The sequence below is a fragment of the Streptomyces sp. NPDC047081 genome (assembly GCF_040643775.1).
Classification (GTDB): Bacteria; Actinomycetota; Actinomycetes; order Streptomycetales; family Streptomycetaceae; genus Streptomyces.
The window spans coordinates 64,411-81,284 of record NZ_JBEYUY010000041.1 but is presented as its reverse complement, the minus strand read 5'-3'; the positions used below and the strand labels follow the sequence as shown (position 1 = coordinate 81,284).

Here is a 16,874-nt window from a genome sequence, read left to right as displayed (position 1 = left end):
ACGTCTGCCGACACACGTGCCGTAACCCTGCGGAGCCACGGTCCCGCGGCCGCCCACGCACGGGAGCGGGTTGGGGCGGTACGGCGCAACCCGCCGCGTACATGGCATTAGGACGGCCCCGCCTCTCAAAGAAACGGCAAGACCGTAGGCGGCGGGTTCGCCGTACCGCCCCGACCCCGACCCACCCCCGACAGGCACGCGCAAAAGGCCCGCCCCCACAAAGGAGAGCGGGCCATTCGCACAGCAGCCTCAGCCGATCGAGGTCCCCGTAGCCGACAGCGCCTCGGTCACCGGCTGGAAGAACGTCTCCCCACCGGAGGTGCAGTCACCACTGCCCCCCGACGTCAGCCCAATAGCCGCGTCCCCGTCGAACAGCGACCCGCCACTGTCCCCCGGCTCCGCGCACACATCGGTCTGGATGAGCCCGCTCACCGTGCCCTCGGAGTAGTTCACGGTGGCGTTCAGCCCAGTGACCGTCCCGGAGTGCACCTGCGTGGTGGACCCACTGCGCGTCACCTTCTCCCCCACCGTCGCCTCGGCCGCGTGCGTGATGGCCTGCGAGGACCCGTCGTACAGGTCGACCGCGCTCGGATGGTCCACCTCCGCCGTGTACTTGACCAGCCCGAAGTCATTGCCCGGGAACTGCGAGTCCGCGTTCGTCCCGATCTCGTTCCCGCTGGAGTCCGACCACGTAGAGATCGCGTCGGTGCAGTGCCCGGCGGTCAGGAAGTACGGCTCCCCGCCCTTGGTCACGTTGAACCCGAGCGAACACCGCCCGCCCGAGCCGGAGATGGCGTCACCACCGGCGACGAAGGGCTTGAACTCCCCCTTCGAGCGCTGGAGTTCGGCCTTGCCGCCGAGCCCCTCGACGACCGTGGACAGCTTGGCCCACTCGGCCCGGGAGACGGTCTTGTCGGCGGTGACGACGACCTTGTTGCTCACCGGGTCCGTCGACCACGAGGTCCCGGGAATGGTGGCGTCCTTCGTCAGCGTCGCACGAGCACCGTCCAGCTCGGCAAGAGAGTTCTGGACGATTCTGGCCTTGGCGCCGGCCGCCTCGACCGTCTTGGCGGCGGCCTGGTCCAGGACGTTCACGACAAGGCTCTTGGCCTTCGCGTCGTAATACGTCCCGGCCGCGTCGCCACCGAGGTCCTCGCCGAGCGTCGAGGCGAGCTTTCCGGCCGCCAGAGCCGACAGCGTCTCGGGCGCGGAGTGGTCCGCGGACTCACTGGCGTTCGCAGTCTGGAAGGTCACTCCCGCGGCAACGAGCGCGGCGATACCCGCACCCGCCAGGGCCGCACGCCGCTTGGGTATGCGTCGATGTTTCAACTCATGTCCTCCTGTGGGGGGTCGGCCCGCGAGGTTGTGGGGACCGCGCCGGGCCGGAAGGCGTTGAACGGCGCCTACTATTCCGAGCCACACAGGGAGCACACAAGGGCGTCTTCAGGACGCGCGTAGAACGTGCTTCGCACGCCCCTGCCCTTTTGACAGTCCACGGTCACCCCACGTCTTCGCACTGCAAACACCGCAACCGAGTAGCGCGTGCGCACTCCGTAAGGTCTAGCCCTGTCCTGAATTCGACCCCTCAGAACCGGAGTCCACCGGAGGCTCGGCCGCCGGAAGTTGCTGCTGCACCGGTTGCTGCACTGGTTGCTGTACTGGTTGCTGTACTGGTTGCTGCACCCCCGGCACCGCCTGCTGCGCCTTCTCCAGGAACCGCAACAGCTCCACCGGGAACGGCAGAACGAGCGTCGAGTTCTTCTCGGCAGCCACCGCGGTCACCGTCTGCAGCAGCCGCAACTGAAGCGCGGCCGGCGTATCGGCCATCTGCTGCGCCGCCTCGGCCAGCTTCTTGGACGCCTGCAACTCCGCGTCGGCGTTGATGACCCGCGCCCGCCGCTCCCGGTCCGCCTCGGCCTGCCGCGCCATCGACCGCTTCATGGTCTCGGGCAGGGAGACGTCCTTGATCTCGACCCGATCGATCGTCACGCCCCACTCGACAGCCGGACTGTCGATCATCAACTCCAGCCCCTGGTTGAGTTTCTCCCGATTCGACAGAAGATCATCCAGCTCACTCTTGCCGATGATGGACCGAAGCGAGGTCTGCGCCATCTGCGCCACGGCGAACCGGTAGTCCTCCACCCGCACAACGGCTTCGGCGGGCCCGGTCACCTTGAAGTAGACAACCGCGTCGACCCGCACCGTGACGTTGTCCCGCGTGATCCCCTCCTGTGCGGGCACGGGCATCGTCACGACCTGCATGTTGACCTTCTGCAGCCGGTCCACGAACGGCACGATCATCGTGAACCCCGGCCCGCGCACCTCGTCACGGAGTCTGCCCAGCCGGAACACCACACCACGTTCGTACTGCTTGACGACCCGTGCCGCGGCCATCGCGTACACCACGCCGGCGGACGCGAGGGTCACTCCCGCCGCCACCAGCTCCTCGACCATGCCGGCCCCCAGGGGACTGTGCCCTACCTGTACCTCGAAGGTAACTCCGTAACCCGGACAAGAGGGAGCCCCCGCACGCCTGTTGCGCGCGGGGGCCACCGGAAGGTTCGTCAGCCGACGCTCACGCCGTAGTAGCTCAGCGCCTCGGTGACCGGCTGGAAGAAGGTCGTACCACCGGAGGTGCAGTTGCCACTGCCGCCGGAGGTCAGACCGTACGCGACCGTGCCGCCGTACAGCGGACCGCCGCTGTCGCCGCCCTCGGCGCAGACCGTGGTCTGGATCATGCCGTAGACGACGTCACCGCTGCCGTAGTTGACGGTCGCGTTCAGCGCGGTGACCCGCCCGCTGTGCGTACCGGTGGTGGAGCCCCGGCGGTACACGGTCGTACCGACGCTCGGGGTGGCCGCACTGGTGATGGTCTGGCTGCCGACCGCGCTCGGGTGGGCGATCGACGTGTTGGTGTACTTGACCAGCGCGAAGTCGTTGGTCGGGAAGCTGTAGCTGACGTTGGTGCCCAGCACCGTGGTGTGCCCGGAGTTGGAGTACCAGGTCGAGGCGACCTCACCGCAGTGCCCGGCGGTCAGGAAGTAGTACGTGCTCCCGCTGTGCACGTTGAAGCCGAGCGAACAACGGTAGGCGCCGCCGTAGATGGCGTCACCACCGGTGATCAGCTTCTTGAACTGCCCGGCCGTGTGCTTGATGGTGAGGGCACCGGCGTTGCTGCCCGCCGCGCTCTTGATCTTGGCGATCTCGGCCTGGGAGACCGTGCTGTCGACGGTGACGACGACACGGTTGGTCTTGCTGTCGACGGCCCAGGCGGTGCCCGGCACGTCGGCCTTCAGTACGGAGGCGTTGGCGCTTTTCAGCTGGGTCGTGCTGAAGGGCGTGGCGGTGGACGCGTTCGCGCTGGGGACCGCGATCGCGGCGGCGGCCACGAGTCCGGTGGTCACGGCGATCAGCCGGGTCCGTCTCGAAATGCCGCTGCGGGGGGTGGTGCGCTTGATCCTCACGTTCGTTCCTCCCAAGGGGAAGTCGGGGGGCCCGCGTGGGGTCGGGGCCCCGTGAGGCGCAGCCAGGGCTTTGATCGTCCGGATTTCGGACACGCCGTGCCCCTGACAAGCGCTTCCCGGGAGTATTCGGCCGAACGACCGGTAGACGCAAGGGCGCCTTTCGGCCGTCGGCCGTTGAACGAGCCATGCTTTTTGGCCACTTGCGCCCTGGTTCAGACCAGGTTGCGCTCCCCCGCCTCGATGGCGATGCCAAGGGTGTTCCCGGGCGGCGGGAAGGGGCAGATGAAGTGGTCGGCGAAGGCGCACGGCGGCAGCTGGGCGCGGTTGAAGTCGACGGTCGTACGGCCCTCTTCGTCAGGTGCGGCCGGATAGAGGAACCGGAAGCGGAAACTGCCGTCACCGCTGGTCGCGTCGGCGAAGACGGCCCACAGGACATCGCCCTGCTCAGCGACCTGAAGGGTCAGCTCCCGCCCGTCCACAGCGAACGCCAACTCACCGGCGAGCTGAAACCCACGCTCACGCCCGTCGTGGTTCCTCACCCGCACGGTCCGGTCCTCGCCGTACGGCGTGAACCGCCCCGGCACCGACCAGCGCGGATCGTACGGAGTGGCGTCGATACCCCGGAAGGCCCGCCGCGTCTCGGCCCCCGGATCGAAGTCCCGTACCCCCCAAAGCCCTTCCCGCACCAGCACGACCAGCCGTCGCTCCCCCACCGCGACCCGGGCCGCGGCCACCGCCCCGGTGTCGGCGGCCAACCGCACCTCGCCGTCGAGCGGCCGCCCGTCCACCGTCAGACCGTCCGCCCCGTCGGCCGTCAGGACCACACCGTCCCCGTCGGCCCGCCACACCCCTGGGATGTCCGGAAGTCGCCCGCCCGGATGGTCGTCGAGCCAGTGCGTGCCGGTCAGCGCGAGCGGCCCATAGGGCTCGGCGACCGACTCCACGCGCTTTTCCTGCCACTTCTTCCACTCGTCGGACGCATCCGGACTCATACGATCAGCCCTTCCATACCGGCTCGGACAACCCCAGATGGGAGCGCAGCGTCGCCCCCCGGTATTCCGTACGGAACGCGCCGCGCTCCTGGAGCAGCGGCACCACCCGGTCCACGAACTCGTCGAGTCCGGCCGGGGTGAGGTGTGGTACGAGGATGAAGCCGTCGCAGGCCTCGCGCCGCACGAACTCGGCGAGTTCGGCGGCGACCGCCTCCGGGGTGCCGACGAAGGACTGCCGGGCGCCCGCCTCGATGACGGTCTGCCGGATCGACAGCCCCTTCTCCTTCGACAGCGCCCGCCACTTCTCGGCGATCGCGACCGTGTCCCCGCGCCGGGTCCGGCCCTGGGTGATGCCGCTCCCGTCCACCGGGTCGATCTCGGGCAGGGGCCCGTCCGGGTCGTACGAGGAGAGGTCGACGCCCCAGATCTGCTCCAGCGCGAGGATGGCGTTCTGCGGGGAGACCTGCTGCCGCCGGATCTCGGCGGCCCGCTCCCGGGCCTCGGCCGCGTTGTCGCCGAGGACGACCGAGACCCCGGGCATGATCTTGAGATCGTCGGGTGTACGCCCGTACTTCGCGAGGCGGCGCTTCACGTCGGCGTAGAAGGCCCGCCCGGTCTCCAGCGAACTCTGCCGGGTGAAGATGACGTCGGCGGTGGCCGCGGCGAACTCCCGTCCCTCGTCGGAGTCTCCGGCCTGGATGACGACGGGGTGCCCCTGCGGCGGGCGGGGGACGGTGAACTCGCCCGCGATGTCGAAGTGCTGACCGCGATGGGCCACCGGCCGGGAGACGCCCTCCGGCGTCCATGAGTCCCACAACTTCCTTGCCACGGCGACGAATTCGGCGGCCCGCGTGTACCGATCGGCCCGGTCGAGGAAGCCGCCGCGGCGGAAGTTCTCGCCGGTGAAGGCGTCGGAGGAGGTCACCACGTTCCAGGCCGCCCGCCCGCCGCTGAGGTGGTCCAACGTGGCCAGTCTGCGGGCGAGTTCGAACGGCTCGTTGAAGGTCGCGTTGACGGTGGCGGCGAGCCCGAGCCGCTCGGTCACCCCGGCCAGGGCGTTCAGTACGGTCAGCGACTCGGGCCGCCCGACCACGTCCAAGTCGTGGATCCGGCCCTTGTGTTCACGCAGCCGCAGCCCTTCGGCGAGGAAGAAGAAGTCGAACAGCCCGCGTTCGGCGGTGCGGGCGAGATGCTCGAACGACGAGAACTCGATCTGCGACCTCGACCGCGGATCGGCCCATACGGTGGTGTTGTTGACGCCGGGAAAGTGCGCCGCCAGATGCATCTGCTTCCGGTACGTCTGCTGCTGACGCCGTACGGTCATGACGCTCCCCCTGTCACGGCGTACCGGCCGGCGTACTGGTTGGCCGGCCTGGCGAGGCCCAGATGCTCCCGGAGGGTGCTGCCCGGGTAGAAGGTGCGGAACAGTCCGCGGTGCTGGAGCAGCGCGACCGTGCCGTTGACGAGCCGCTCCAGGTCACGGCGGGGCTCGGCGGGTGTGAGGTGGAAGCCGTCGACGATGCCGTCCGTGTGCCAGGCGGCGACGAGTTCGGCGAGGTCGACCGGGCCGCCCCGGTACAGCGGGCCCTGCGCGGTCTGCCGGGGGCCGCCTCCGCCGTGGCCCGGTTCGGCCGCGTGCTCGCCGTCGCCGAGGTCGACGAGGAGGCTCGCGAGTACCCGGAGGGTATCGGGATCACGCCCGAACTCCTTGGCTTCCGCCCGGAGTTGGTCGCGTACGGCGGCCGCCTGAGCCGGGCTCGCGGCGCGCACGAGGGCCACGTCGGCGTACCGGGCGGCGGTGCGCCGGGCGTGACCTTCGGTGGCGTCGACCACCCGCACCGGGTGGCCCTGCGGCGGGCGCGGCACGATCGAGGGGCCCTTCACCGAGAACCCGGTGCCCTCGAAGTCGACGTGGTGCAGCTTGTCCCGGTCGATGAAGCGGCCGGTGGGCACGTCCCGTATCTCGGCGTCGTCCTCCCAGCTGTCCCACAACTTCGCGGCCACGTCGGCGACTTCACCGGCCTCGTGCCACAGCGCCTCGCCCGGGGCCGCGTGCCGGCGGCCGAAGAGGCGGGCCTCGCCCTCGGTGGCCGACACGTCGATCCGCCAGCCGGCCCGGCCCCGGCTGACCCAGTCGAGGGTGGCGACGGCGGCCTGCACATGGAAGGGCTCGGTGTGCGTGGTGGTGACGGTGGGCACCAGGCCGACCCGGGTGGTGGCGGGCGCGACCCGGGACAGCACGGCGAGCGCGTCGGGCCCGGGGCGGGCGAAGGTGTCGCCGAGGGTCACGAAGTCGAGTCCGCCGCGCTCGGCGAGCCGCGCCAGCTCGACGTAGGAGCCGGCGTCGTAGGCGGACGGTTGGTCGACGGCAGCGGAGAGATGCAGCATCACAGCACCTTCGAGAGAAACGCCCGCGTGCGTTCGTGCCGCGGGTTGTCCAGTACGTCCGCCGGTGGGCCCTGTTCGACGATCCGCCCGTCGGCCATGAAGACAACGGTGTCGGCGACCTCGCGGGCGAACCCGATCTCGTGCGTGACGACGATCATCGTGGTGCCCTGGTGGGCCAGGTCCCGTATGACGTCGAGGACTTCACCGACCAGCTCGGGGTCGAGCGCGGAGGTCGGCTCGTCGAAGAGCAGCAGCTTGGGCTCCAGGGCGAGTGCCCGGGCGATGGCGACCCGCTGCTGCTGGCCGCCGGAGAGCTGATTCGGGTAGGCGTCGGTCTTGTCGCCGAGCCCCACCCGCTCCAGCAGCCGGCGCGCACTCTCCACGGCCTGCTTGCGGGGCCGCTTCAGCGCGGACACCGGCGCCTCGATCACGTTCTCCACGACGGTGAGGTGCGGGAACAGGTTGAAGTTCTGGAAGACGAAGCCGATCCGCGTCCGCTGCCTGAGCACCTCGCGCTCGGGCAGCTCGTGCAGCCTGTCGCCGGAGCGCCGGTAGCCGATCAGGGTGCCGTCCACGCTGATCGCGCCGTGGTCCACCTTCTCCAGGTGGTTGATGGTGCGCAGCAGCGTCGACTTGCCGGAGCCGGACGGGCCGAGGACGACGGTGACCTCGCCGGTGCGCACCTGGAGGTCGATGCCCTTGAGGACGTCGAGCGGGCCGAAGCTCTTGTGGACGGATCTGATGTCGACCATGACGCTCATCGCGGGGTCCTCGATGTCGGGGTTCGGTGAAGTCGGTTCCGTGGGGCGGGAGTTCACGCGGCCGCCCGGGAGGAGAGCTCGGCCAGGAAGCGCAGTGCGGCCCGCGCGGTGGCGTCGTTCTGCCGGAAGGCGGGCCCGCCGGTGCGCGGCCGGGTGAAGGCGCCGGGGGTACGTCCGTCGGTGAACGGGCCGAGCGCGAAGCGCCGAGGATGCGGCCGCCCGGCCCGGTCGAGGACGCGCCCGTCGACCGGGTCCACCCGCAGCAGTCCGTCCGCCGTCTCGGCGGCGCCGTCGGCGGCCAGCTCGCGCAGCAGCGGGTCGCTCGCCCGTCTGACGGTGGGCTCGGGCAACCGGGCCTCGACCAGCGCTCGCGCCTCGACGAACGCACCGGGCACGGTGGCGCTGGACGCCCGGAACACCCCGTCCTCGGCGGTGACGGTCATGTCAGCGCCGAGGAACTTGACGATCCCGGCCCGGGACAGCGCCAGCAGCTGCCGCAGCCGCGGTCCGGGCGGCCCGGAGGCCAGATAGCTGAAGAACCCGTGCCACCAGGGCCCGATGCCACCGAGCCGGATCAACTGCCCGTAGACGGAGAGGAGTCCGAGGAAGACGGCCAAGTCGGGGCTGTACCGGGCATCATGACGCCGACTCAGGTCACGCTCGACGTACCCGCGCAGCCCCTCCTGGAACTCGTCGAAGGAGCCGTAGCGCACCCCGTCCAGCGGGTGGTCGAGTGCGGCGAGGTCCAGCCGGTCGGCCGGGTCGGGCACGGCGGACGCCACGAGCGCCTGGATCTCGGCCCCGCTCCCGGCCGCGTACTTCTCCTCGAAGTCGGCCCAGGACATCGCGGTCCGCTCCTGGTGCGCGGTGAACAGCCGGTGGTAGTGGGCGAACCCCAGCTCCTTCTCCACCAGCGGCCACACGTCCCGCCGGAAGTCGAATCCGTGCGGCCGGTCCAGCAGCTCCTGCACCTGTGCGGGCCCGAAGAACCTGGGCAGCGGCGGCCGTTCACCGCTCCAGTCGTAACCGATCTTCGAGTGGTACGGCACTCCGCGCCGCGATCCGACGTACAGCACGGGCTCCCGTCCCGAGGGCACGTACGTCTCTCCCTCGTACCGGCCGCCTCGCCCCTCGGTGAGCAGCACCATCAGGTCGACGAAGGCGAGCCCGAAGCCGCGCACCAGGACGGGTTCGCCGGGCTTCAGCGCGGACAGGTCGCTGTCGGCGGTGAAGTCGGGCGGCAGGTGGACGAGCCCGTGGGCGCGCGCGTAGGCCGCCAACTCGACCTGCTGCTCGTCGAGTTCGGCGTCGAGATGCCCGATGGCGACCACGACCAGGTCGGCGAGGACCGGTCTGGGCCGGCCCTCCAGCCACACCTGCTGCCGCCCCTCGCGCGAGCCGCTGATTCGCAGGGCGCGGCGCGGGTGGTGGTGGACGGTGACGTCCGGGGGCAGGGCGGCGACGGCCTGTTCGTGCACCCAGCGCAGATACGAGCCCTGTAGCTGCCGGTCGGCGAAGACGCTGCCGTTGATGCCGGCCCACTCGTGGAGCGTGGGGCCCTCGCGCACCGGGCCCTCCATGGCCACCGTCTCGTCGGTGAACATGGTGACGTCCTCGGCGTGGGAGTTCATCCACAGCAGCGGTGACTGCGCGGCCCGCCAGATGCGTCCGGCGCCCGGCGGATGCGGGTCGACGAGATGGATGTCGAGGCCCGAACCGGCGTACAGCTCGGGCGCGTTGGCGGCGATCCGCTCGATCAGACCGGTCCCCCGCGGCCCGGCCCCGACGATCACCAGCGAGGCCCTCATCGCACCCGCTCCGAGCCGCGCGCGTAGTGCTTCTCCACGTAGTACTGGCCGACGCCGAGCACCGAGGTGACGATCGTGTACCAGAGGGTGGCGACCATCAGCAGCGGGATGACCTGGTAGGTGCGGTGGTAGACGAGCTGCACCGAGAAGAGCAGGTCGCTGACCGCGATGACGCTGACGATGGAGGTGCCCTTGAGGGTGCCGATCAGCATGTTCCCGGCGGGCGGCACGATGGAGCGCATGGCCTGCGGCAGCACGATCCGCCGCCAGCGCCGCCACCGGCTGAGCCCGAGCGCCTGCGCGGCCTCGATCTGCCCGCGGTCGACGGAGAGGATCCCGCCCCGCACCACCTCGGCGGCGTAGGCGGCCTCGTGCAACGTCAGCCCGACGATGGCGACTTCGACGGGCCCGAGCAGATTGACGGTCTTGACGCCGAACAACTCGGGATACAGCGCGCCGATGTTGAACCACAGCAGCAGCTGCACCAGGATCGGGATCGACCGGAACAGCCAGACGTACCCCCAACTGACCCATCTCAGCACGGGGTTGGCGGACAGCCGGAACGCGGCGAGCAGGGTGCCGAGCGCGAACCCGAGCACCATCACCACCGCGGTCAGCCACAGCGTGAGCCACAGCCCGCGCAGCACGGAGTCCGAGGTGAAGTAGTCGGCGACGACGTCCCACTGGAACGCCCGGTTGCGCAGAACGGAGTTGACGGCGAGCCCGAGCAGTGCGAGCACGATCACGGCCGCGGCCCACTGGCCGTACCGGCGCTGCGGAACGATCCGCAGGGCGTCGGCCTGCTCGGGTATGTCGGGTGCCGGGACTTTGGCGAGAGTGTCGGAAGACATGCGAAGGCTCCGTGGACGTCGATCGACGGTGGGTGCCTTCACACGAGTGCGCCGCGCGGCGCGATACGGCCTAGCCCCTCAGCAGGGCCGTCCACCGACTCTACGGCGCCATTTCCCCTCACTGTCAAGGCTGTCCATCATGTGAGCCGCACGTCTCAGCTCGGTTGACGCGGAACCGGATGCCTGTTCCACTTGGCCCATGCATCCACAGCAGTGGCTGGTCACGCGCTCCCACATCGACTTCGGTCGAGTGTGGTCCTGTTCCTGTTGAGCTGAGCCGACCCACTGCGCGCTCCTGACCGAGCGCCTTCGCGTTCTCCCTCTCCGCCTTCACACGCGCACCCCTCCCCTCACGCCTTTTGAGCTCCTTTTCCGCTCCTCCCTCCTCTCAGGAGACCGCACACGATGCGCACGCCCACGCGTACCCGTAGACGCATATTTGCACCTTTTGCCCTGCTTACTTCGGCCGCTCTGCTGCTCACCGCCTGCGGCTCCGGTTCGGACGACCCGGCCGACGCCTCGGGCACCTCGGCGAAGGCGGACAAGATCCCCACGACCGACGTCGTCTCCGGCATCGCGAAGGACGAGGCGGCCGCGAAACTGCTGCCCGCCGGCACCAAGTCCCTCACCGTCGCGATCAGCGTCGGCGGCACCCCGCCCGGCACCACCTACCTCGACGACGGCAAGACGCTGACCGGCCAGGACGTCGACTTCGCGGACGCGGTGGCCAAGGTCCTGGGCATCGAACTCAAGACCGAGCAGGCCAGCTTCGAGGCGATCCTCCCGGCCCTCGACAGCGGCAAGTACGACTTCGGCGCGAGCAACTTCGGCGTCACCGACGAGCGCCGCAAGACCATCGACTTCGTCACCTACATCAACGACGGCCAGGGCTTCGCCACCCGCGCGGACAGCAAGCTCGCCAAGGTCACGGACCTCAAGCAGCTGTGCGGCCTGAACGTGGCGACGGGCGCCGGCACGACCTTCGAGGCGACGCTGGAGGAGAACAAGAAGGTCTGCACGGCGGCCGGCAAGAAGCCGTACGGGATCCAGACGTACAGCGAACAGGGCGCCATCTGGTCCTCCCTCCAGCAGGGCCGCAGCGACGTGGTGATGTCCACGATCAACGGCCTCCGCTACGCCGTGGCCCACCAGCAGGGCGTCAAGTTCCTCAACGAGTACCACCGCCTGGACGTCGGCTTCGCCTTCAAGAAGGGCACAAACCTGGCCTCCGCATTCCAGGCAGCGGTCAACAAACTCATGGCAGACGGCACATACACAAAGATCCTCAAGAAGTGGGGAACAACAGGCTCAGCAATCGAGAAGTCCCAGATCTCCCCACCAGAACTAAAAAACTAACGGCCACACCCGCGCCCCGTCAGGGGCGCGGGGAACTGCGCGACCAGCCACGAAACACTCGCAGCCGCTAACGCACCATGACCGCCCGCCTCTTAGGCGCAGCCCGAACCCCGATCACCCGATCCATCAACGCCCCCAGAACATCCCGCACAGACCCCCGCTCCCGCGCATCACACTCCAGCACGGGAACATCCGCCCCCAGCCCCAACGCCTCCCGGACTTCCTCCAGTTCGAACCGCTCGGCGCCATCGAAGCGGTTAACGGCCAGCACGAACGGCGCCCCATGGGACTCGAAGTAGTCCACCGCCGGAAAACACTCCTCGATCCGCCGGGTGTCCGCGAGGACGACCGTCCCGAGCGCACCTTCCACCAGGTCGTCCCACAGGAACGAGAACCGGTCCTGCCCGGGCGTCCCGAACAGATACAGCGCGATCGTCGGATCGAGCGTGATGCGCCCGAAATCCAGGGCGACCGTGGTCGTGGTCTTCGACTCCACCCCGTCCAACGAGTCGACCCCCACGGAGACTTGAGTGATCGCCGCCTCCGTGTCCAGCGGCTCGATCTCCGAAATGGCCCCGATGAACGTGGTCTTGCCGACACCGAGTCCGCCGCTCACCACGATCTTCACGGCGAGCGGCACGATCCTGTCAGAGCGCCCGGACATGGTCCCTGATCCTTTCGAGCATCTGGAGCGGCAGCTCCGCGGGCTGCCGGCAGTCCAGCCGACCGGCGACGACGAGGTCGGAGACCAGCACCTTGGCGACTCCGAGAGGGACACCGACGCGCGACGCCACCTCGGCGAGCGTCGTCGGCTCCGCGCACACCGCGACGATGTGCCGCCGCTCGAACGTCAGCGTCTCGTCGGGCACGCCGACGGCGACGACCAGCGTCTCCAGGCGCAGGTCCGCCTGGAGCGGCTCGGCCCGGCCGCCGGTGATGATGAACGGCCGGACGAACGTCGCGTCGTCCTCCATGGGTTGTACGTCCATGGGCTCCCCACCGTTCACCGCGGCAGCGCCTGCCGCAGATCGGCGATGAGCGTCGGCGTCAGCAGATCCCCGGCCCGCTCCGCGAGCACGGCCATCTCGTAGCCGACGAGCCCCAGTTCACCGCTGCTGTCGGCGAGCACACCGAGACAGCTGCCGTCCCTGATCGCGGAGACGAGCAGGAAGCCCTGCCCCATCTCGATCATGATGAGCTTGACCCCGTCGAAGCCGTACCGCCGCGACGCGCTGCGCGCCAGGCCGCTGAGCCCCGACACGATCGCGGCGAGATGGTCCGCCTCGGTCCGCCCGAGCCCGTCGGACACGGCGATCAGCAGCCCGTCGGAGGATACGGCGACCGCGTCCCGTACGCCGTCGGTGCTCTTGACGAAGTTGGCGAGGAGCCAGTTGAAGGTACGGGAGTCGCTATGGGTGTCGATGGTGGTCACTTGGCGTCACCCTGCCCCTGATCCAAGGACTGGCCCTTCTCGGCGGACCGCTGCTTCTCCTTCTCCACACTGATCCCGCCCCGCATATGGGCGCTGCGCAGGGTGGAGAGCATCCCGGAGACCTGCTCGGGGCTGCGCTCGGGCGTGGGCCCGGCGGGCGCCGGACGCCCGGGCCGGTCGGCCTCGCTGACGGCGTCCGAGATGGCGCTGCGCTGCGGGCGCTTGACGAGTCCGTTGCGGGTACGGGCGGCGGACGTGCTCGTCCCGCTCTTCCCGCCGGGGCTCTTGCCGTCGCTCACCTTCGTGTTCCCCTTCGCTTCGGCCGCGACCGTGACGAGTTCCCCGGCGGGGGCCGTCTCCTCCTTGCGCGGCGCGGGCAGCGCCGGCGCCGTCTGCTCCCCGCCCTTGCCCGGTGCGTCCGCCTTCCCCTGCGGAGCGTCCGTCAGCAGTGCCGCCGGGATCAGCACCCGGGCCACCACACCCGCCGCCGGCGCCTCGCCGAGCCGTACCTCGATGCCGCACTTGCGGGCGAGGGCGCCGACCACGAAGTGGCCGAGGAAACGGGTGGGTTCGGCCATGAAGCTGGCCGTGCCGGACAGCCTTACGTTCGCCTCGGCGAGCGCCTGGGTGTCCATGCCGAGCCCGTGGTCGACGATCGCGACGAGGTACCCGGCGCTGGTCCGTCGCCCCTCGATCTCCACGTCGGAGTCCGGCGGCGAGAAGCTCAGCGCGTTCTCGATCAACTCGGCGAGCAGATGGGCGACTTCGGCGACGACCGAGCCGGTGACATGGACGGGCTCGATCCGCCGCAGGGTGACCCTGCGGTACTCCTCGACCTCGGCGAGCGCGGCGCGCAGCACGTCGGTGACGGCCAGCGGGGTGGCCCAGGGCCGGGGGCTGGACTCGCCGGCGAGCACGAGCAGGCTCTCGGCGTTGCGGCGCATCCGGGTGGCCAGGTGGTCGAGTTCGAAGAGGTTGGCCAGCGTCGCCGGGTCGGCGTCCTCGTGCTCCAGCTTGTTGATGAAGCTGATCTGGCGGCGCACCAGGTTCTGGTTCCGGCGGCCGAGGCTGACCAGCGAGTCGGTGGCGTTGCGGCGCAGTACGGCCTGTTCGGTGGCGAGGTCGAAGGCGGAGCGCTGCACCCGGTCGAACGCCTCGGCCACCTCGCGGACTTCGGCGCCCGCCCGGCCCGGCAGGGCGAGCGGGGCCGGCGGCTCGGGGCTGTGTCCGGAGTCGGCGTCCTGGACGGCGGCGACGGCCCGCGGCAGCCGCTCTCCGGCCATCTCCCGTGCCTGCTGGGCGAGTTCGGCCAGCGGGGTGGAGACGGAGCGGACGCAGTCGAGGGCGAGGGCGCCGAGCGCGCCGACGGTGGCGAGGGCGAGCAGCACGAACAGGAGGAGGTCGCGCTGGGCGTCGCTCTCCAGTGCGGTGGCGCGGTTCTCGACGTCGGCGCCGAGCCCGATCTGCACGTCCCGCAGTCCGTTGATGGTCGAGGTCATCGTGTCCCACCAGGCCATGGGCGGGATGTCACGGGAGCTCAGCCGCCCCGCGCCGTGCACCGCGACGCTCTCGTAGGCGAGCGCGCGCTCCGCGTCCGGCGTGGTCAGGCTCGCGTCGAGGCGCCGTTCCTGGGCGCCGGTGGCCGTGCGCGGGAAGGCGGCGAGGGCGGCGAGCCGGCCGGCCCGGATCTGCATGAAGCGGCTGTAGTCGTCGCCGCGGAACCGGCCGCCCTGCGCGCGCACCGAGCCGAGTACGATCGCGCGCTCCTCGCCCATGAACTCCTTGGCGTTGCCGAGCACCTGGAGCGACTGGTAGGCGTCGCGCAGGGTGCCGTCGTGCACCTCGTCGAGGCCGAGGTCGAGCCGGTCGAGTTCGGTGATCGTGGTGGTGAAGTAGTCGAAGGTGTCCTTGACGACGCCGGTGTGGTCGTCGGCGTGCCTGCGGATCCCGGCGAGTCCGTCGAGCCGGCCGAGGGACTCGCGCACGGAGTCGGCGGCGCTGTCGCCGCGGCCCTTCAGCGCCGTGTCGAGCTCGGTGCGCGCGGCGTCGGTGGCCTTGCGCTGGGCCGGCAGCTTGGCCTTGAACTGCCAGACGCCGCCCACGTATCCGGTGGTGAGGCCGCGCTCCTTCTGCAGCTGGTGCACGAGGCCCTGGAGGGTGATCTCCAGTCTCGCGTTGCCCTGCGTGGCGGCGGCGTTGCGGTAGGCGGAGATCTGTTCGGCGGCCGCGAGGCCGAGCAGCGCCAGCAGGACCGCGAGGGCGAGGATCAGGATCCTCAGCAGCCTGGCGCGGATGCTGGTGGTCGCTTTTGCTGTGACGTCCACTGAAATGCCTTATATGAGGGGCGAGTTGGGACAGGGGCAGAAATGGTTCTGCTCCCGCCCAACGAAGCCCACGAGGCAGCGGTCACCGGATCATGTTTTTGTTTTACGTTGCGGAAACAGGATCTCCGGGAATCACCAGGTCGCCACCGGCCCCGGCGTAGCCCGTATACGACACCGTCGGTAACCGGCTCAGCAGTCACAGCCGCAGTCGCAGCAATCGCATCCGTCGCAGCAATCGCAGTCGCAGCACGAACAGCAGTCACAGCAGTCGCCGCAGTCCGTGTCCTTGCACAGCCCGTCCTTGCGCTCCCGGCTCCACGGGTCCTCGTACTCACCGCAGCACAGCTGGCACGTGCACGCCAGCCCCGCCCACACCGCGCACCCCGCGAGCAGCCCGCGCCGGTCCCGCCGGGGCGGCTGCGGGGGCGGCGGCCCGAAGGGGCCTCCGGGCGGCGGCGCGTACGGCCCCGCGAGCAGCGGCCCGCTCCCGTGCGCGCACGCGGCGCCCGCACCCCCGAAGGCCCGGTCCACCGACGCCGGCAACTCGTGCACCAGCAGCCGGTGCGCGAGCTTCCCGTCCGCGAACGCCACCTCCCGCAGCGCCAGCCGTATCCCGCGCACCGCGTCGTCGGCCAGCCGCCGCGCCTCCGCGAGGGAGGTCCCCGTGGCGGTGAGGGGGTTCCAGGCGCCCGCCGCAGCGTCGGCCTCCCGGTCCTCCACCGCGTCCAGCAGATGCGCGAGCCGCCCGAACAACCGCCCCGCCTCGGCGAGCGGCTCGGCGTTGCCCGGCCGCCCGGCCAGCATCGCCGTGTGCGCGAAAGCGGCGGCCGTGGCGGTCTCGGTCGGCTCGGTGACCGTCAGCACGGGCGTGCCGAGCCCGGCCAGCGCCTCGATGCCGGTCTGCCGTTCGACCGCGTCGACCAGCACCGCCGTATCGAATCCGACATCGGATCCGGTACGGGCGCCTGCCGCGCCCCAGCTCGCGGCCACCCGGCGTGCCGCGACCGCCACCGGCCTGCGCGCCAGCAGGCCGTCCCCGTCGGCGACATGGTCACGAACCTTGGCCGAGGCGAGCACCAGCGAGACAGCGGCCGCGAGTCGGGCGCCCTCGCCCTGCGCGACGGACGCGGTGCGCATTCCGCGCAGCGGACAAGGGCCCGCCGTACGCCGCCATCCGCCCGCTTTCTCGGCCTGAGCCTCCGTCAGAACCGATATGAGCAGCCCGTCGTAGTTCGTCACGACTCTCGCGAACTGGCCGTGGTCCTTGCGCAGCGCGAGGCACAGCCCGCACAGGTGCGCCATCCACTGCGTCCTGAGATTTTCACCGAGCCTGTGCCGGCAGGGCCGGACGATTCCGAACATGACCATCCCCCGTGATCCGTAACGCTTCTGATACGGCGTTGAGCTGCCGCATCGTAGCGACCACCCCGTTCACCCGTACGCACCCGTCATCACCCGTACGCCGTGAAGAATCATATTTCACTCACAGTCAGCAGCG

At 70.2% G+C, this 16,874-nt stretch carries 15 protein-coding genes; 1 reads left to right on the top strand and 14 read right to left on the bottom strand.

All coding sequences use genetic code 11. From position 1 onward, the window contains the following. Window positions 1-249 precede the first annotated feature (249 nt). The 9 genes from ABZ848_RS44855 to ABZ848_RS44815 form a co-directional block, all read right to left on the bottom strand. Window positions 250-1,329, bottom strand: coding sequence for a S1 family peptidase (locus ABZ848_RS44855; protein ID WP_360841494.1), 1,080 nt, complete (start codon window positions 1,327-1,329; stop codon window positions 250-252). A 231-nt stretch (window positions 1,330-1,560) separates the two neighbouring features. Further along, window positions 1,561-2,454: a slipin family protein gene (locus ABZ848_RS44850; RefSeq protein ID WP_360841492.1), complete on the bottom strand. Its 894-nt coding sequence runs from the start codon at window positions 2,452-2,454 to the stop codon at window positions 1,561-1,563. A 110-nt stretch (window positions 2,455-2,564) separates the two neighbouring features. After that, window positions 2,565-3,464, bottom strand: a complete 900-nt coding sequence (locus ABZ848_RS44845; protein WP_360841490.1) for a S1 family peptidase — start codon at window positions 3,462-3,464, stop codon at window positions 2,565-2,567. Window positions 3,465-3,676: 212 nt separating this feature from the next. Then, a complete protein-coding gene (locus ABZ848_RS44840; RefSeq protein ID WP_360841488.1) occupies window positions 3,677-4,456 on the bottom strand; it encodes a DUF1684 domain-containing protein in 780 nt (259 codons plus the stop codon). A gap of 4 nt (window positions 4,457-4,460) precedes the next feature. Beyond that, window positions 4,461-5,741: an NtaA/DmoA family FMN-dependent monooxygenase gene (locus tag ABZ848_RS44835; RefSeq protein WP_360841503.1), complete on the bottom strand. Its 1,281-nt coding sequence runs from the start codon at window positions 5,739-5,741 to the stop codon at window positions 4,461-4,463. 35 nt (window positions 5,742-5,776) lie between these two features. Then, window positions 5,777-6,844, bottom strand: a complete 1,068-nt coding sequence (locus ABZ848_RS44830; RefSeq protein WP_360841487.1) for an LLM class flavin-dependent oxidoreductase — start codon at window positions 6,842-6,844, stop codon at window positions 5,777-5,779. Next, window positions 6,844-7,605, bottom strand: coding sequence for an amino acid ABC transporter ATP-binding protein (locus ABZ848_RS44825; RefSeq protein ID WP_360841485.1), 762 nt, complete (start codon window positions 7,603-7,605; stop codon window positions 6,844-6,846). The genes ABZ848_RS44830 and ABZ848_RS44825 overlap by 1 nt, the downstream gene beginning before the upstream one ends. Window positions 7,606-7,658: 53 nt before the next feature. Beyond that, window positions 7,659-9,413, bottom strand: a complete 1,755-nt coding sequence (locus ABZ848_RS44820) for an FAD/NAD(P)-binding protein (protein WP_360841484.1) — start codon at window positions 9,411-9,413, stop codon at window positions 7,659-7,661. Further along, complete coding sequence (locus ABZ848_RS44815; RefSeq protein WP_360841483.1) at window positions 9,410-10,264, bottom strand: amino acid ABC transporter permease; 855 nt, start codon at window positions 10,262-10,264, stop codon at window positions 9,410-9,412. Before ABZ848_RS44815 ends, ABZ848_RS44820 begins: the two co-directional genes overlap by 4 nt. 405 nt (window positions 10,265-10,669) lie before the next feature. Between ABZ848_RS44815 and ABZ848_RS44810 the strand changes: the two genes are divergently transcribed. Continuing rightward, the gene (locus ABZ848_RS44810) at window positions 10,670-11,620 is read left to right on the top strand and encodes an ABC transporter substrate-binding protein (RefSeq protein WP_360841481.1); all 951 of its coding nucleotides are present in this window, start codon (window positions 10,670-10,672) and stop codon (window positions 11,618-11,620) included. Window positions 11,621-11,687: 67 nt separating this feature from the next. Here ABZ848_RS44810 and ABZ848_RS44805 read toward each other — a convergent pair whose 3' ends face one another. The 5 genes from ABZ848_RS44805 to ABZ848_RS44785 form a co-directional block, all read right to left on the bottom strand. Then, entirely contained in the window at window positions 11,688-12,284 is a 597-nt protein-coding gene (locus ABZ848_RS44805) for an ATP/GTP-binding protein (protein ID WP_360841479.1), read from the bottom strand. Then, window positions 12,268-12,609 carry a DUF742 domain-containing protein gene (locus ABZ848_RS44800; protein WP_242769806.1) on the bottom strand — a complete coding sequence of 114 codons (342 nt, stop codon included), beginning with the start codon at window positions 12,607-12,609 and terminating at the stop codon, window positions 12,268-12,270. Before ABZ848_RS44800 ends, ABZ848_RS44805 begins: the two co-directional genes overlap by 17 nt. A 14-nt stretch (window positions 12,610-12,623) precedes the next feature. Next, window positions 12,624-13,052, bottom strand: a complete 429-nt coding sequence (locus ABZ848_RS44795) for a roadblock/LC7 domain-containing protein (RefSeq protein ID WP_360841477.1) — start codon at window positions 13,050-13,052, stop codon at window positions 12,624-12,626. Next, window positions 13,049-15,376: a nitrate- and nitrite sensing domain-containing protein gene (locus ABZ848_RS44790; RefSeq protein ID WP_360841475.1), complete on the bottom strand. Its 2,328-nt coding sequence runs from the start codon at window positions 15,374-15,376 to the stop codon at window positions 13,049-13,051. Before ABZ848_RS44790 ends, ABZ848_RS44795 begins: the two co-directional genes overlap by 4 nt. A 189-nt stretch (window positions 15,377-15,565) precedes the next feature. Continuing rightward, window positions 15,566-16,738: a DUF5685 family protein gene (locus ABZ848_RS44785; RefSeq protein ID WP_360841473.1), complete on the bottom strand. Its 1,173-nt coding sequence runs from the start codon at window positions 16,736-16,738 to the stop codon at window positions 15,566-15,568. Window positions 16,739-16,874: the final 136 nt, after the last annotated feature.

What these genes read in the sequence shown, in the direction of transcription:
- ABZ848_RS44850 (WP_360841492.1), bottom strand. Translation starts at nt 2,454, where the DNA reads ATGGTCGAGGAGCTGGTGGCGGCGGGAGTGACCCTCGCGTCCGCCGGC.
- ABZ848_RS44840 (WP_360841488.1), bottom strand. Translation starts at nt 4,456, where the DNA reads ATGAGTCCGGATGCGTCCGACGAGTGGAAGAAGTGGCAGGAAAAGCGC.
- ABZ848_RS44835 (WP_360841503.1), bottom strand. Translation starts at nt 5,741, where the DNA reads ATGCATCTGGCGGCGCACTTTCCCGGCGTCAACAACACCACCGTATGG.
- ABZ848_RS44830 (WP_360841487.1), bottom strand. Translation starts at nt 6,844, where the DNA reads ATGCTGCATCTCTCCGCTGCCGTCGACCAACCGTCCGCCTACGACGCC.
- ABZ848_RS44825 (WP_360841485.1), bottom strand. Translation starts at nt 7,605, where the DNA reads ATGAGCGTCATGGTCGACATCAGATCCGTCCACAAGAGCTTCGGCCCG.
- ABZ848_RS44820 (WP_360841484.1), bottom strand. Translation starts at nt 9,413, where the DNA reads ATGAGGGCCTCGCTGGTGATCGTCGGGGCCGGGCCGCGGGGGACCGGT.
- ABZ848_RS44815 (WP_360841483.1), bottom strand. Translation starts at nt 10,264, where the DNA reads ATGTCTTCCGACACTCTCGCCAAAGTCCCGGCACCCGACATACCCGAG.
- ABZ848_RS44810 (WP_360841481.1), top strand. Translation starts at nt 10,670, where the DNA reads ATGCGCACGCCCACGCGTACCCGTAGACGCATATTTGCACCTTTTGCC.
- ABZ848_RS44805 (WP_360841479.1), bottom strand. Translation starts at nt 12,284, where the DNA reads ATGTCCGGGCGCTCTGACAGGATCGTGCCGCTCGCCGTGAAGATCGTG.
- ABZ848_RS44800 (WP_242769806.1), bottom strand. Translation starts at nt 12,609, where the DNA reads ATGGACGTACAACCCATGGAGGACGACGCGACGTTCGTCCGGCCGTTC.
- ABZ848_RS44785 (WP_360841473.1), bottom strand. Translation starts at nt 16,738, where the DNA reads ATGTTCGGAATCGTCCGGCCCTGCCGGCACAGGCTCGGTGAAAATCTC.